At 61.1% G+C, this 15002-nt stretch carries 16 protein-coding genes; 14 read left to right on the top strand and 2 right to left on the bottom strand.

Annotated features, from left to right (window positions below; translation table 11 throughout):
* Positions 1 to 43: 43 nt before the first annotated feature.
* The 13 genes from lptE (at position 44) to lipA (ending at position 11834) form a co-directional block, all read left to right on the top strand.
* Positions 44 to 526: an LPS assembly lipoprotein LptE gene (gene lptE, locus I6L34_RS16300; protein WP_075115453.1), complete on the top strand. Its 483-nt coding sequence runs from the start codon at positions 44 to 46 to the stop codon at positions 524 to 526.
* Positions 526 to 1563, top strand: coding sequence for a DNA polymerase III subunit delta (gene holA / locus I6L34_RS16295; RefSeq protein ID WP_075115452.1), 1038 nt, complete (start codon positions 526 to 528; stop codon positions 1561 to 1563). Before lptE ends, holA begins: the two co-directional genes overlap by 1 nt.
* Positions 1557 to 2207, top strand: a complete 651-nt coding sequence (gene nadD / locus I6L34_RS16290) for a nicotinate-nucleotide adenylyltransferase (RefSeq protein WP_075115451.1) — start codon at positions 1557 to 1559, stop codon at positions 2205 to 2207. The genes holA and nadD overlap by 7 nt, the downstream gene beginning before the upstream one ends.
* A 103-nt stretch (positions 2208 to 2310) precedes the next feature.
* The gene (gene rsfS, locus I6L34_RS16285; RefSeq protein WP_005335165.1) at positions 2311 to 2652 is read left to right on the top strand and encodes a ribosome silencing factor; all 342 of its coding nucleotides are present in this window, start codon (positions 2311 to 2313) and stop codon (positions 2650 to 2652) included.
* Positions 2653 to 2671: 19 nt separating this feature from the next.
* Complete coding sequence (gene rlmH, locus I6L34_RS16280; protein WP_005335166.1) at positions 2672 to 3139, top strand: 23S rRNA (pseudouridine(1915)-N(3))-methyltransferase RlmH; 468 nt, start codon at positions 2672 to 2674, stop codon at positions 3137 to 3139.
* 103 nt (positions 3140 to 3242) lie between these two features.
* A complete protein-coding gene (mrdA, locus tag I6L34_RS16275; RefSeq protein ID WP_005335168.1) occupies positions 3243 to 5165 on the top strand; it encodes a penicillin-binding protein 2 in 1923 nt (640 codons plus the stop codon).
* On the top strand, positions 5158 to 6261 hold the full coding sequence (rodA, locus tag I6L34_RS16270; protein ID WP_005335170.1) for a rod shape-determining protein RodA: 1104 nt from the start codon (positions 5158 to 5160) through the stop codon (positions 6259 to 6261). The genes mrdA and rodA overlap by 8 nt, the downstream gene beginning before the upstream one ends.
* On the top strand, positions 6261 to 7259 hold the full coding sequence (gene mltB, locus I6L34_RS16265; protein WP_075115450.1) for a lytic murein transglycosylase B: 999 nt from the start codon (positions 6261 to 6263) through the stop codon (positions 7257 to 7259). The genes rodA and mltB overlap by 1 nt, the downstream gene beginning before the upstream one ends.
* Positions 7201 to 8193, top strand: a complete 993-nt coding sequence (locus tag I6L34_RS16260) for a septal ring lytic transglycosylase RlpA family protein (RefSeq protein WP_216954988.1) — start codon at positions 7201 to 7203, stop codon at positions 8191 to 8193. Before mltB ends, I6L34_RS16260 begins: the two co-directional genes overlap by 59 nt.
* A gap of 186 nt (positions 8194 to 8379) precedes the next feature.
* Positions 8380 to 9576, top strand: coding sequence for a D-alanyl-D-alanine carboxypeptidase family protein (locus tag I6L34_RS16255; protein WP_005335176.1), 1197 nt, complete (start codon positions 8380 to 8382; stop codon positions 9574 to 9576).
* A 292-nt stretch (positions 9577 to 9868) separates the two neighbouring features.
* Positions 9869 to 10132, top strand: a complete 264-nt coding sequence (ybeD, locus tag I6L34_RS16250; RefSeq protein ID WP_005335178.1) for a DUF493 family protein YbeD — start codon at positions 9869 to 9871, stop codon at positions 10130 to 10132.
* Between the two features lie 62 nt (positions 10133 to 10194).
* Positions 10195 to 10872: a lipoyl(octanoyl) transferase LipB gene (gene lipB / locus I6L34_RS16245; RefSeq protein WP_040066806.1), complete on the top strand. Its 678-nt coding sequence runs from the start codon at positions 10195 to 10197 to the stop codon at positions 10870 to 10872.
* Positions 10869 to 11834, top strand: coding sequence for a lipoyl synthase (lipA, locus tag I6L34_RS16240; protein ID WP_005335190.1), 966 nt, complete (start codon positions 10869 to 10871; stop codon positions 11832 to 11834). The genes lipB and lipA overlap by 4 nt, the downstream gene beginning before the upstream one ends.
* Positions 11835 to 11940: 106 nt before the next feature.
* On the opposite strand, the gene I6L34_RS16235 is transcribed toward lipA, so the two are convergent.
* Together I6L34_RS16235 and I6L34_RS16230 are read right to left on the bottom strand one after the other, a co-directional pair.
* Positions 11941 to 12504 carry an NUDIX domain-containing protein gene (locus I6L34_RS16235; protein ID WP_058059287.1) on the bottom strand — a complete coding sequence of 188 codons (564 nt, stop codon included), beginning with the start codon at positions 12502 to 12504 and terminating at the stop codon, positions 11941 to 11943.
* Positions 12505 to 12511: 7 nt separating this feature from the next.
* Positions 12512 to 13312, bottom strand: coding sequence for a DUF2989 domain-containing protein (locus I6L34_RS16230; RefSeq protein WP_058057173.1), 801 nt, complete (start codon positions 13310 to 13312; stop codon positions 12512 to 12514).
* A gap of 211 nt (positions 13313 to 13523) precedes the next feature.
* Between I6L34_RS16230 and I6L34_RS16225 the strand changes: the two genes are divergently transcribed.
* Entirely contained in the window at positions 13524 to 14957 is a 1434-nt protein-coding gene (locus tag I6L34_RS16225) for a glyceraldehyde-3-phosphate dehydrogenase (RefSeq protein ID WP_075115447.1), read from the top strand.
* Positions 14958 to 15002: the final 45 nt, after the last annotated feature.

Genomic DNA, 15002 nt, shown 5'->3' with positions numbered 1-15002 from the left:
GCCCTGCGCCCGCCGCTTTCCCTTAATGCAAAGAGGATTTTCTATGGGCACCATCTTCACCCGCTGGATGGCCATCGTGCTGGTTGGTCTGCTGCTGCAAGGCTGCGGCTTTCACATGCGCGGCAACGGCATTCCGAGCGAGCTGATGACCATGAAGGTCGTGGGCGACAACAAGAGCGACTTCTACCGGATGGTCACCACCCGCCTGAAGGCCTCTGGCGTGACCCTGGCCGACAAGGAGGGCATTCCGGTGCTCACTTTGGGCGGCGTAGGCAGCACCAGTCAGGTCGCCTCGGTCAACGCGCTGGGGACGGACACCGAATATGTGCTGGGCTTTGGTACCCAGTTCACTATCTCGGTACCGGGCAAGCCAACTCAGGTCTTCCCCATCAACTTCAACCGCAGCTTCCTCAACAAGCCGGATGCAGCGCTCGCCTCCTCCCGTGAGCAGGAGCAGCTCAACCGCGAAATGCAGGAGCAGGCGGCCAATCAGGTGATCCGGCAGTTGAGTCAGGTCAGCTTCTGATGCGGATCTACCCGGAACAATTTGGCGACCACCTCAAAGCAGGGCTTCGGCCCTGCTATCTCGTTTTTGGCGACGAGCCCCTGTTGCGACTGGAGGCCATCGATGCCATCCGTCAGGTCGCCCGCAAGCAGGGTTTCGATGAGCGCCACACCTTCGTGGTGGAACAGGGGCTGGACTGGAATCAGGTCTACGATGCCTGTCAGGCGATGAGCCTCTTCTCCGCCCGCCAGATCATCGAGCTGGAGCTGCCCGCCAAGGTGGACAAGGATCTCGCTGCCCGCATCAGCGAAATTGGCAAGCAGCTTCATCCCGACCTGCTGCTGGTGCTGAGTGGCGGTCGCCTCAACCAGACCCAGATGAAGGCAGCCTGGTTCGACAAGCTCTACCAGATTGGCACCTATGTGCCGGTCAACCATCCGGAGCCCAAGTTCTTCCCCCGCTGGATGAGCGCCCGCTTTGCGCGTTTCGGCCTCAAGGCGCTGCCGGATGCCATCAACTTCATGTGTCACTCCTACGAGGGCAACCTGCTGGCCGCCAGTCAGGAGATCGAGAAGCTGACCCTGCTCTCGCCGCCCCAGCCCATCAGCGTCACCTATCTGCAAGAGACCATTATCCGCCACGCCCACTTCACCCCGTTCCAGCTGGTCGATACCCTGCTGGAGGGCAAGGTGAACCGGGCCCAGCGCATTCTGGCCGCTCTGCGGGCCGAAGGTACCGAGCCAGGGATGCTGGCCTGGACCCTCTGCCGCGAGCTGGAGCAGCTGACCGAGCTGTCGTTGGCGATGCGCAACGGCCAGCCGCTGGGTGAGCACTTCAGCCGCCTGCGCATCTGGCAGAGCCGCCAGCAGCTCATTCAGCAAGCACTGACCCGACTGCCGTTTGCCAAGTTGCAGCAACTGTGGCAGCTGATGGCCCAGCTGGACGATGCCCAGCGCCGCTTCGATACCGAGCAGGCGTGGCTGATGCTGCAGACCATTGCCCTCGGCTTTCGTGATGGCACCCCGCTGCCGCTGGTGATGGAGAGTGCGCCATGCTGAAGGCGCCTGTCGGTTTGCTTGGCGGCACCTTCGACCCCATCCATATCGGTCATCTGCGCCCGGCCATCGAGGCGCGCGATGCCCTCGGGCTGGCCGAGATGCGGCTGATCCCGAACCATATCCCGCCCCACCGTGCCAATCCGTTCTGCTCCAGCGAACAGCGTCTCGCCATGGTCAAACTGGCGGCAGCGGAGAACCACCACTTTGTGGTGGATGAGCGGGAGCTGAGACGGGACAAGCCCTCTTACACCATCGATACCCTGATCGAGCTGCGTCGTGAACTGCCCGATACCCCGCTCTGTTTTCTGATGGGGATGGATTCCCTGCTGAGCCTGCCAAGCTGGCACCGCTGGCAGGAGCTGCTCGACTATGCCCATCTGGTGGTGAACGTACGGCCGGGCTGGCAACCGGATTATCCGGCCGAGGTGGCGCAGTTGCTGGCGCGCCATCACACCACGGATGCCAACGCGCTGCATCTGCGTCTGGCCGGTCATATCTGGCTGGCGGACAACCAGCCCATCGAACTGTCAGCCACCCGACTGCGGGCCTTGCTGGATGCGGGACAAGACACCCGCTACCTCTTGCCCGAGTCGGTTGCGCACTATATTGATCAACAGGGGCTCTACCGCGCCAACCGCCGCTAGCCCCTGTCGTAATCCCGCCCCACCCGATGGGAAACGGGAGTGACCATGATATAATCCGCCGCCCTGACGCAAACGCTGCGCGCCGGAATACAGGAGAGACTCATTGCAAGGCCAAGAATTGCATGCCTTTATCATCGACAAGATCGATGACATGAAAGGCCGCGACATCATCACCCTCGATGTACGCGGCAAATCCAGCATTACTGACACCATGATCATCTGTTCCGGCAACTCCAGTCGTCACGTCAGCGCCATTGCCCACCATCTGGCCAGCGAGGCCCGCCACGCGGGTCTGGATCTGCTGAGCGTGGAAGGGCAACTGAGCGGTGAATGGGTGCTGGTAGATATGGGCTCGGTGATCGTGCATGTGATGCAGGATGAACACCGTGACTTCTACCAACTGGAAAAGCTGTGGAGCGGTGCCGCTCAAATGAATACGCAATAAGAGCACAAGTGTAACGACCATGAAGATCCAGTTGATTGCGGTGGGCACCAAGATGCCCGCCTGGGTAGAGCATGGCTTCGAAGAGTATCGTCGCCGCTTCCCCAAAGACATGCCGTTTGAACTCGTCGAGATTGGCGCAGGCAAGCGGGGCAAAAATGCCGACATTCCGCGCATCCTGCAGAAGGAAGGGGAAGCCATGCTGGCGGCTGCGGGGCGCTCGCGCATCGTCACCCTCGACATTCCGGGCAAGCCCTGGACCACGGAGCAGCTGGCGACCCAGCTGGAGGCGTGGAAACTCGATGGCCGCGATGTCGCGCTGCTGGTAGGCGGGCCGGAAGGCTTGTCCCCCGAGTGCAAAGCTGCCGCCGAACAGAGCTGGTCACTGTCACCGCTCACCCTGCCCCATCCGCTGGTCCGGGTGCTGGTGGCCGAGAGCCTCTATCGGGCCTGGAGCATCACCACCAATCATCCGTATCATAGAGAGTGAGCCATGCGTCTCTGGAGTCTCACCTCTCATATTCACCCCTATCACAGAGAGTGAACAATGCAGTTCCTGCTCTTATTGCCCCCAAGGGTCTTGAGGTAAAGGCATGCTGAAACAACGCATCGAAATGCGCGATCACAGTGCCGAGGGCAATCTGTTCTTCCGGCGCACCCTGGTAGCCTACATCGGCATCGTCGTGCTGATGCTGGTGCTGCTGGGCAATCTCTATTATCTGCAGGTCGAGTCCTACGACACCTACCAGACTCGCTCCAACTCCAACCGCATCCGCGTGGTACCGGTGGCGCCGCCACGGGGCCTCATCTATGACACCAACGGTGTGCTGCTGGCGGAAAACCGCCCGGTCTACAGTCTGGAAATCGTGCCGGAAGAGACCAAAGATCTCGAAAAAACCGCCGACCAGCTAATCACCCTGCTGGGTCTGCCGGAAGGCACCAAGGAGAAGTTCCTCGCCGAAGTGAAGCGCCAGCGCCGCTTCAAGCCGGTCGCCCTCTACGAGAAGCTGACCGAATATCAGGTGGCCCTCTTCTCGGTCAATCAGCATAACTACCCGGGCGCCAGCATCGAGGCCTACCTCAAGCGCTACTACCCGTTTGGTGACACCCTCACCCATGCTTTGGGCTATGTGGCCAAGATCAACACCCGTGACGTAGAGCGCCTCGAGAAGGAAGAAAAACTCGCCAACTACGCGGCCACCAAGGATATCGGCAAGCAGGGGGTGGAGAAGTATTACGAAGATGAGCTGCACGGTGTGGCGGGCTATCAGGAGGTCGAGGTGAACAACCGCGGCCGGATTGTCCGCACCCTCAAGTTCCAGCCACCTATTCCGGGCAAGGATATCTACCTCAATATCGACGTCCGGATGCAGCTCAAGGCCCAGCAACTGCTGGCTGGCCAGCGCGGAGCCATCGTGATGATGGACCCGAAAACCGGCGCTATCCTGGCCCTGGAGTCGAGCCCCAGCTATGACCCCAACCTGTTCGTGACCGGCATCTCCAGCGCCAACTACTCGGCGCTGCTCAACGATCCGGCGCGGCCACTGGTGAACCGCACCACTCAGGGCATCTATGCCCCTGCCTCCACCGTCAAGCCCATGATGTCCATCATGGGTCTCAACGAGGGGGCCATTACCCCGGGCTACCGCTATTTCGGCGGCCCGAGCTTCTCCATTCCCGGTACCACCAAAAAGTTTCGCGACTGGCGCCGCTGGGGTCATGGCTGGCTCGACGTCTATCGCGCCATCGAGGTCTCGGCAGATACCTATTTCTACGATCTCGCCTATCGGGTCGGCATCGACAAGATCCACAGCTACATGACCAAGTTTGGCTTCGGTCAGTACACAGGGGTCGATCTCTATGAAGAGACCAAGGGTGTCATGCCGTCCCGTGACTGGAAGATGGCCCGCTGGCGCCAGCCCTGGTATCAGGGTGACACCATCTCTGTCGGTATCGGTCAGGGCTACTGGAGCGCCACCCCGCTCCAACTGGCCAAAGCGATCAGCATCCTGACCCAGAATGGTCACGACGTCACCCCGCACCTGCTCAAGAGCACCGCCTCCCAGGCGGGGGTGGTCGATGCCCCCATCAACCCCAATATCGCCCTCAAGCTCAAGAACGACAGCTTCTGGAAAGTGGCGCAGGATGGGATGTGGCGAGTCAACCATGGCAGTGAAGGCAGTGGCCGTCACTCGTTTGCCAAGGCGCCTTACTCCTCAGGCGGTAAATCGGGCACAGCCCAGGTAGTCGGTTTGAAGGAAAATCAGGTTTACAACATCAAGACGGTCAAGGCGGAGCATCGCGATAACGCTTTGTTCGTTGCTTATGCCCCCTTCGAGGCACCCAAAGCGGTGGTAGCTCTGGTACTGGAAAACTCCATCGGAGGTGGTGGTGGTCGAGCTGCATCACCCATTGCTCGCCAGATGCTGGATGCCTATCTGCTGCCCCCTGATCCGCAACTGCCACCGGCACCGGAAAAGCCGTCCCAACCGAGTGAGGTCGCCCCCAATGAGTAATTCTGCCCGCCAGCAGAGCATCTGGTACAAGCTGCATATCGACTTGCCCCTGCTGCTCGGTCTGCTGGCCGTGATGACCCTCTCCATGGTGGTGCTCTACTCCGCCTCCGGTCAGGATATGGACTCCATCGTGCGCCAGCTGGTGCGCGGCGGTCTCGCATTTGCCCTGATGATCGGCCTGGCCCAGCTGCCCCCCTCCCTCTACGCCCGCTGGTCGGTGCCGCTGTTCGCCGTGGTGGTGCTGATGCTGATTGCGGTGGACGTATTCGGCCACATCGGCAAGGGGGCCCAGCGCTGGCTCGATCTGGGCTTTATGAAGTTCCAGCCCTCCGAGGTGATGAAGCTCTCCATGCCGATCATGGTGGCCGCCTGGCTCAGTCGCCACTCGCTGCCACCCAAGTTCAGCCATGTGGTGATCGCCCTCATCATGGTGCTGCTGCCCACCCTGCTGATCGCCGCCCAGCCTGACCTTGGCACCTCCATTCTGGTGGCCGCCTCCGGCTTCTTCGTCATCTTCCTGGCGGGGCTCAGCTGGTGGCTGATCGGCTTGGCGGTCCTGCTGATGCTGGCCTTTATGCCGGTACTCTGGTTCTTCCTGATGCACGACTACCAGCGCCAGCGGGTGCTGATGCTGCTCGATCCGGAGAAGGACCCGCTCGGCCGCGGCTATCACATCATCCAGTCCAAGATTGCCATCGGCTCCGGCGGCGTCTTCGGCAAGGGGTGGCTGCAAGGGACCCAATCCCAGCTGGAGTTTTTACCAGAACGGCATACCGACTTTATCTTCGCAGTATTCAGCGAGGAGTTCGGTCTGGTAGGGGTTGCCCTACTGCTGGTGCTCTACCTCTACGTCATCAGCCGCTGCCTGTTTATCTCGATGCAGGCCCAGAACAGCTTCGAGCGGCTGCTGGGCGGTGCCATCACCCTCACCTTCTTCGTCTATGTGTTCGTCAACATGGGCATGGTGAGCGGCATCTTGCCGGTGGTGGGGGTACCCCTGCCGCTGGTGAGCTATGGCGGCACCTCCATGGTGACCCTGATGGCCGGCTTTGGTATCCTGATGTCCATCCAGACTCATAGAAGACTGCTCGCCTGATGAAACGGGCCGGATTGCTGCTCTCGCTCGCCACCACGATGGCGACCGCCGCCGTGGCGCCGGATCGGTTGGCCCTGCTCGCCGACCAGCAGCAGGTGCCGCTGGCGGAATTGCAGGCTGCCGTCGCCCGCGCCCAGTTACGGCAGGAGGTGCTCGACACCATCAGCAAGCCGTGGGAGGCCAAACCCTGGCATCGCTACCGGCCGCTGTTTGTTACTCCGGATCGCATCCGTGACGGCCAGCAGTTCTGGCAGCAACATGCCGAGACACTGGCCCGCGCGGAGCAGACCTATCGGGTGCCCGCCTCGCTCATCGTGGCCATCATAGGGGTCGAGACCTTCTACGGTCGCCAGATGGGCCGTCATCCGGTGCTCGATAGCCTCTACACCCTGGGGTTCCACTACCCGGAGCGCAGCGACTTCTTTGCCAAGGAGTTTGCCCAGCTGGTGGTGCTGGCCAAAGAGGAAGGGTGGCAACTCGATACCCTCAAGGGCTCCTATGCCGGCGCCATGGGGATGGGGCAGTTCATGCCCTCCAGCTACCGCCACTACGCCGTCGATTTTGACGGGGATGGCAAGCGGGATCTGTTTGCCAACCCGGTCGATGCCATTGGCAGCGTGGCCAACTATTTTGCCAGCCACCAGTGGCGCTGGGGCGAATCCGTGGTGGAACCCGCCCAGATCGGGTTGATGGCAGTCGAACCTCTACTCAGGCCTGAGCCCGAGTTAACACAACAGTGGTCAGAACTGGCGGCGGCAGGGATTGAGCTCGCCACGCCGCTGGCCCCACAGACGCCGGTCAAGTTGCTGGCGTTTGCCCAAGCCGATGGACCGGAATACTGGGTCGCACGGCATAACTTTTATGTGATCACCCGTTACAATCGCAGCCCACTCTATGCGATGGCGGTGTATCAACTTAGCCAAGCCATTCAGGAAGCGTATGCATCTTCGTCACAAACTCCTCCCGCTCAGCCTGAGCTTGTTGCTGGCCGCCTGTAGCAGCCAGCCGGAACAGAGCGCCCCCGTAGAGCCACAAGCACCGGTCAGCAAGCCACCCGTTATCGAGATCCCGCAAGCCACCGGCGCCATTCCGCGCCCCGAGCCCCTGAGTGCCAGCGGCAACCGGGACTACTGGATCGGCAAGCAGAAGCACGAGGTGTGGCGCGACATCAAACACTACAGCGAAGAGGGCACCGCCAGCTGGCTGTCGCCGGATCTGGACGGCCAGAAGACCGCCAACGGCGATGTGCTGGACAGCAAGCTGTTCAGTGCCGCCCACCGCAACCTGCCCATCCCGAGCTATGTGAGGGTCACCAATCTGGACAACGGGCTGGAGACCATAGTGCGGGTCAACGATCGCGGTCCCTTCAACAGCCCGCGCCTGATCGACCTCTCCTACGCAGCGGCCAAGCAGCTGGAGATGGTCGACAGCGGTGAGGCCCGAGTACGGCTGGAGCTGATCAGCGACACTCCGGATCAGATGGTGATCATGGAGCCGATGAAGCCCATCGAAATGACTCCGACCACTCCGGCTGCGGCCTCCAACACGCTGTCGCAAGATGGCTTCTTGGGTGAACCAACCGCACTGGCGATGGCCACTCCCGCCGTCGATCCGGCTCCCGTCAAGGCTCCCGTCAAGGCTCCCGCCGCCAAGCCCGCCAAAGCGGCACCAGTCAAGCCAGCACCAGCCAAGGCTGCAGCGCCCGCCAGCAGTGGTGATGGCAAGATGATCCAGGTACTGGCCAGCGGCTCCCGGGATCGGGCCGAGGCGATGGGCAAGGTGATGACCCAGCGTTACGGCGTGCCCTACCGAATCGATGCCCATGGCGCCATTTTCCGGGTGCTGATTGGCCCGGTCGCCGCCGACCAGCAGGCAAGTGTGCTGGAAAAAGTACGTCAGGGCGGGCTGGAACAGGCCTTTATCGTGCCCTGATCGTCCCCTTTTGCTGCGGATGTGACTAACCGCTTACTCACTGTCATCACGTCGTTTTATGGCGTGATGACAGGGAGTGATGGATAAAAAACCAGTTCTGATCGCCATCTCAGGCTATAACCTGCGGGCGCATCTGGTATAGTTAGGCCCGCATTTTATCCCCATCTGGCTCGCAGGAATTTCAAGATGTCCAAATTTGCCCGTTCAGTTCTTCTGGCCTCACTGATCAGCGTAACCGCCCAGGCCAATACGCCGGTGCCGACACCGACCCCGAATGCCATGCCCATGGTGGTTCCCGCCGCGCCGGAGATCTCCGCCAAGGCCCATATTCTGATCGACTACTACTCCGGTCAGGTGCTGGCCGAGCAGAACGCCGAAGAGCGTCTGCCGCCCGCCAGTCTGACCAAGATGATGACCTCCTACATCATCGGCCAGGAGCTGCTGAAGGGGAACATCAAGCGCACCGACATGGTGACCATCAGCCAGAACGCCTGGTCCAAGAACTACTCTGACTCCTCCAAGATGTTTATCGAGGTGGGCAAGCAGGTCTCCGTCGATGATCTCAACAAGGGCATCATCATCCAGTCCGGCAACGATGCCTGCGTCGCCATGGCCGAGTTCCTGGCGGGCAGCACCGACTCCTTCGCCAGCCTGATGAACAGCTGGGCCGCCAAGCTCGGTATGAACGACAGCCACTTCATGAACCCGCACGGTCTGGATGCGGAAGGTCACTACAGTACCGCTCACGACATGGCCCGTCTGGGTCAGGCGCTGATCCGCGACCTGCCGGAGGAGTACAAGATCTACTCCCAGAAATCCTTCGTGTTCAACGGCATCACCCAGCACAACCGCAACCGCCTGCTGTGGGATCAATCCCTGCAGGTGGATGGCATCAAGACCGGCCACGTCAGCCAGGTCGGCTATAACCTGGTCTCCTCTGCCACCAACAACGAAGGCATGCGCCTGATCGCCGTGGTACTGGGCGCCAGCAGCGAAGCCTCCCGCGCCGCCGAGAGCAAAAAACTGCTCACCTACGGCTTCCGCTTCTTCCAGAGCCTGACCCCGTACAAGGCAGGCACCGAGCTGGTCACCCAGAAGATCTGGATGGGCGACAAACCGGAAGTGAAACTGGGCGTCGACAAAGATGTCTCCGTGCTGGTCACCCGCGGTCAGGGCAACAACCTGAAGGCTGACTTCCAGCTCGACAGCGAGCTGAAAGCGCCGCTGGCCAAGGGTCAGCGCGTCGGTACCGTGTTCCTGAAACAGGGTGACAAAGAGATCAAGCAGGTGCCGCTGGTCGCCCTGGAAGAGGTGCAGGAAGGTGGCTTGATGAGCCGTCTGTGGGACTACCTGGTACTGCTGGTCACCAGCTGGTTCAAGTAATCCAACGCACAATCCTCACCAAACAGCGGCGCCAACAGGCGCCGCTGCTGTCTGTGACGGACAAAGGCAGTGAATAACCCTGTAAACTGCAGGTTCCGCCTTACCCTGATTTGTGGTAAAAAGCAGCACTTCCATCCTTGTCTGACCGATCCTGGCCTTGATCCCGGTCCGGGCAGCGCCCATATAGTTATGAGCCGTGCCCATATAGACTTGAAATGGCGGCCTCCACGGGCCATCGGCCACTAGCCATCCAAGATGAAGTCATCCCGGTGATGACGCAAAAGGTGAGTAAATGAATACCAAGTTTGATGAACTGCTGGAGTTTCCCTGCAAATTCCCGTTCAAGGTACTCGGCGTTGCCGACCCGGCACTGCCGGAAATGGTGGTTGAAGTGCTGCAGCAGCACGCCCCCGGCACCTACAGCCCGACAGTCCAGCCCAGCTCCAAGGGCAACTACCACTCGGTCCGCGTGACCGTGACTGCCCAGAGCAAAGAGCACATCGAAGCGATGTACCACGCCCTTGGCAAGATCGAGCTGGTGAAATACGTACTGTAATTTCTCTCTCGCCCCGTTCTGCGGGGCGACTGTTTTTGGCCGCAGCACGCCGCGAGGACGCCATGTCATCCCAGATCCCCGCCCAGTCCAGCCTGATTGTCAGGCAGCTGGGTCGCCGCCCCTACCAGCCGGTATGGGACGCCATGAAAGCCTTCACCGACAACCGTACCAGCGATACCCCGGACGAGTTCTGGGTGGTCGAGCACGATCCCGTCTACACCCAGGGTCAGGCCGGCAAGGCCGAACACCTGCTCAATCCGGGCAATATCCCGGTGGTGCAGAGCGATCGCGGCGGTCAGGTGACCTATCACGGCCCGGGCCAGCTGGTACTCTACGTACTGGTGGATGTCCGCCGCTGCAAATTCTCGGTTCGCGAGCTGGTGACCGCGCTGGAGACAGCCATCATCAATACCCTCGCCAAAAGCGATATCCAGGCTTATGCCAAGGCCGATGCCCCCGGGGTCTATGTGAAAAATGACCTTGGCATGGAGGCAAAACTGGCCTCGCTGGGTCTGCGCATCCGCAAGGGGTGCTCATTCCACGGGCTGGCCCTCAACATCAACATGGACATGACCCCCTTCCTGCACATCAATCCGTGCGGCTATGCGGGCATGGCCATGACCCAGACCAGCGCCCTGGGCGGCCCGCAAAGCGTGGCCGAGGCGCAATCCATTCTGGTGGCCGAACTGGCCCGCCTGATTGGCTATCAAACAATAACAAACACCGAGAGTGAATCATGAGCAAACCCGTTCGTATGGAGCCGGGCGTCAAGCTGCGCGATGGCGACAAGATGGCCCTGATCCCGGTGAAATTCATGCCGGATCCCAACGAAGAACTCCTTCGCAAGCCGGACTGGATGCGGATCAAGCTGCCCCCCTCCAGCCAGAAGATCGAACACATCAAGAGCACCTTGCGCAAGAACAAGCTGCACTCGGTCTGTGAAGAGGCCTCCTGCCCCAACCTGGCGGAGTGCTTCAACCACGGCACCGCCACCTTTATGATCATGGGCGCCATCTGCACCCGTCGCTGCCCCTTCTGCGACGTGGCCCACGGCCGCCCGCTGGCACTCGATCCGGAAGAGCCGAAGAAGCTGGCGCTGACCATCAAGGAGATGAACCTCAAGTATGTGGTGATCACCTCGGTGGACCGCGACGATCTGCGCGACGGCGGTGCCCAGCACTTCGCCGACTGCATCCGCGAGATCCGCGAGCACAGCCCGCAGACCCGCATCGAGATCCTGACTCCGGATTTCCGTGGCCGGATGGAGCAGGCCCTTGAGGTGTTCCGCGAGACCCCGCCGGACGTCTTCAACCACAACCTGGAAACCGCACCGCGCATGTATCGCGTCGCCCGCCCGGGTGCCGACTACAAGTGGTCGCTGGAGCTGCTGCGCCGCATCAAGGAGATGCACCCCCACGTACCGACCAAATCCGGTCTGATGATGGGCCTTGGCGAGACCAACGAAGAGATCGTCGAGGTGCTCAAGGATCTGCGCGCCCACGGCGTCAACATGCTGACCCTGGGTCAGTATCTGCAGCCGAGCCGCCACCACCTGCCGGTCAAGCGCTACGTGCCGCCCGCAGAGTTTGACGAGCTGAAAGATGTCGCTATGGAGCTGGGCTTTACCCACGCCGCCTGCGGTCCTTTCGTTCGCTCCTCCTACCATGCTGATCTGCAAGCCAAGGGCGAAGAGGTCAAATGATCTCGCACGACAGAGTGGCCAAGTAACCGCCACCCTCACAATAAAAAAGAGCGCCCATTGGCGCTCTTTTTTGTTGGTATCACTGACCGTTGCGGCTTGATCTACTTCAGTAGCCGTGGTCGAAGATTCCCTGCTGATGCCAGCGTTGCAGCTGGGCCAGCACCCGGGTCTCTCGCGCCGTCCACTGGGGACAGGGCCCCGCCAGCTGGGTCTTGTTGGTCTGCAGCGCTTCGTCGAGGGCAAACCAGCCGGGCACGAAGCCAAGGCGGATCTCGTAGGGCTGCGGCTGCGGGGCCACCAGCTGATCGCCAATCCGGCACAAGTAGTAGAGCGAGCGGATGCAGTAGGCATCGAACCCCGGCTCGCGGGCGGCGCGATATTCACGGGTCTCGCCAAGCAGGCCCCCCACTTCCCGCAGCTCGGCACCGCACTCCTCCAGCAGCTCGCGAGCGAGCGCCACATGGTGGCTCTCCCCCGCTTCAATGCCGCCCCCGGGGAACATAAGATCGCCGTTGACCCGGGAGTGAACGAGCAGCAGCTCGTCGCCACGGGGCACCACGGCACGCACAGTGAGGCGCTCCAGGGTGCGGCCATCGGTACGTACCTCGCCATGAACGAAAGAGAGATCGAACGGATTGGGCCAGCAGCTGGCCGGAGAGAGCGTCGTCATCACTGTATCAGGGCCGGTAGTTGCCATGCTTTAGCTGCTCGACAATTTCAGCCGCCCGCACATCGTAGCCATCCTGCTCTGTCTTGCTCAGGGTGTGGTAGATGCCAAAACGTTTGGCTGAGACCTCGGGGCTATCCTGAAACGACTCGCTCACCTTGCCCCACAGATAGGCCAGCCCGTACTGTTTCTGGCCCATATAGAGGGTGCTGAGGGAGGTGAACATGCGGCTGTTCACCTTGTCCCCCTCCTGATAGAGGGAGAGACCGTGCTGCAGGGTGGCAATGGCCTTTTCGGGGTCGCTCTTGGCGTAGATACCGCCGAGCGCCAGTTGCAGCTCGGGTTCATCCAGCGCCTTGGTGCCTTCCAGCGCCATAAACTGCTGACGAGCCAACTCGTTGGTGTTGTTGGTCCAGTGCCAGAGCAGCAGGTAGGGATCTTGTGAATTGCGGGTCGCCGCATCGAGCTGGGCCAACTGATCCCCGGCCGCCAGCATGCCCTCGACCCGTGGACTCTTCTGCTCGCGGGCATTCTTGTACTCGATGTTGGTGGAGCGCTCGGCACATTTGAGATAGCGCTCAAGGTTGCGCATCAGCTCGTACTTGCGCCGATCCGTCCCCTCCTCCTTGAGATAGAAGCGACTGCGGATCACATCGGTACGCTCGTAGCGGCACCAGCCATCGTCCACCAGATCCTGACAGAGCTCGGCATGGTTGCTGCAGATGTTGTGGATCCGGTCGTCATTGCAGCCAGCCACGGCAAGGCCGACTGAAAGCATGATGAAGGTCTGTCGCAGGGGGAAATTGGCCATGGTTCACATCTTGTTGGTAACGCGGGTTGGTAACAACTGGCGCCTTTACGGGCCACCTCCGGCTAGCAAACCGGTTACATATCCATTACAATGCGCGCGCCATATAAGGCCGCGATTGCAGAATAATATAACGAAATATACACCCCTACACTGATCTGCATTCGACGAATTTTCTATTTACACCAACAACGTGAAATAAAGGATCTGGTCAATGACCCACGAGCACTACTTGCAAGCGTGGCAGGAGAGCCAGGAGCTCGCCGAAGCCATGCAGCCCTTGATTGGTCGCCTCTACCGACAACAAGGGGTCGAGATCACCCTCTACGGCCGCCCGCTGCAAAACGCCTCCACCATCGATATCCTCAAGGCCCACCGGGTCGTCCGCCGCCACCAGGGCGCTCCCCTCCCCATCCAGCAAAGCTTCCCCCTGCTTCAGGCCATCGTTGCCCTCAAACCCACCGCCGCCGAGGTTGACCTTGGCAAGCTGGCGGTTGGTTACTGGCAGGATCATCAGGATGAAGCGGGGATCGAGGACTATCTGCAAGCGCGACTGGCACCGACCCTTGGCCGCAGCCAGATGCCGCAGCCGACCGACGTGGTGCTCTACGGCTTTGGCCGCATCGGCCGCCTGCTGGCCCGCCTGCTGATCGAGCGCACCGGCGCTGCCAATCCGCTGCGCCTGCGCGCCATCGTGGTACGCGGTGGTCGCGACGGAGATCTGGAGAAACGTGCCAGCCTGCTGCGCCGCGACTCAGTGCACGGCCCCTTCAACGGCTCCATCGAGGTGGATGTGGAGCGCAGCGCCATCATCGCCAACGGCACCTTCATTCAGGTGATCTACGCCAATAGCCCGGCCGACATCGACTACACCGCCTACGGCATTCACGATGCGCTGATCGTCGACAACACCGGCGTCTGGCGTGACGAGGCAGGCCTCTCCGAGCACTTGAAGGCGCGCGGTGCCGGCAAGGTGTTGCTGACCGCTCCCGGCAAGGGGGAGATGAAGAACGTGGTGTTCGGGGTCAACCATGAGGTGATAGGCCCGGATGACAGGATCATCTCCGCCGCCTCCTGTACCACCAACGCCATCACCCCGGTGCTCAAGGTAATGCAGGAGCGGTTTGGCATCCGCCACGGCCACGTGGAGACGGTCCACTCCTACACCAACGATCAGAACCTCATCGACAACTACCACAAAGGCGAGCGCCGCGGTCGCAGCGCGGCCCTCAATATGGTGATGACCAGCACCGGCGCCGCCAAGGCGGTGGCCAAGGCGCTGCCCGAGCTCAAGGGCAAGCTGACCGGCAACGCCATCCGGGTGCCGACCCCCAACGTCTCGCTGGCAATTATCAACCTGTCGCTGGAGCAGGCCACCGATCGGGAGAGCCTCAACGCCTATCTGCAGCAGATGGCGCTAAGCTCGGCCCTGCACCGCCAGATCGACTTCAGTGCCAGCACCGAGCTGGTCTCCTCCGACATGGTGGGTTCCCGTTATGCGGGCATCGTCGACTCCCAGGCGACCATCGCCGAAGGGGATCACTGTGTGCTCTACGTATGGTATGACAACGAGTTCGGGTACAGTTGTCAGGTAGTGAGGGTGATGGAGCAGATGGCTGGCGTAGTCCGCCAGGATCTGCCGGCATAGACCGATAGGGTCTACCTGCATGGCCCATCAGATCCCGCTGTTTAT

This window comes from Aeromonas sp. FDAARGOS 1404 (assembly GCF_019047085.1).
Classification (GTDB): Bacteria; Pseudomonadota; Gammaproteobacteria; order Enterobacterales; family Aeromonadaceae; genus Aeromonas; species Aeromonas veronii.
This window is presented reverse-complemented; position numbering and strand designations above follow the sequence as displayed.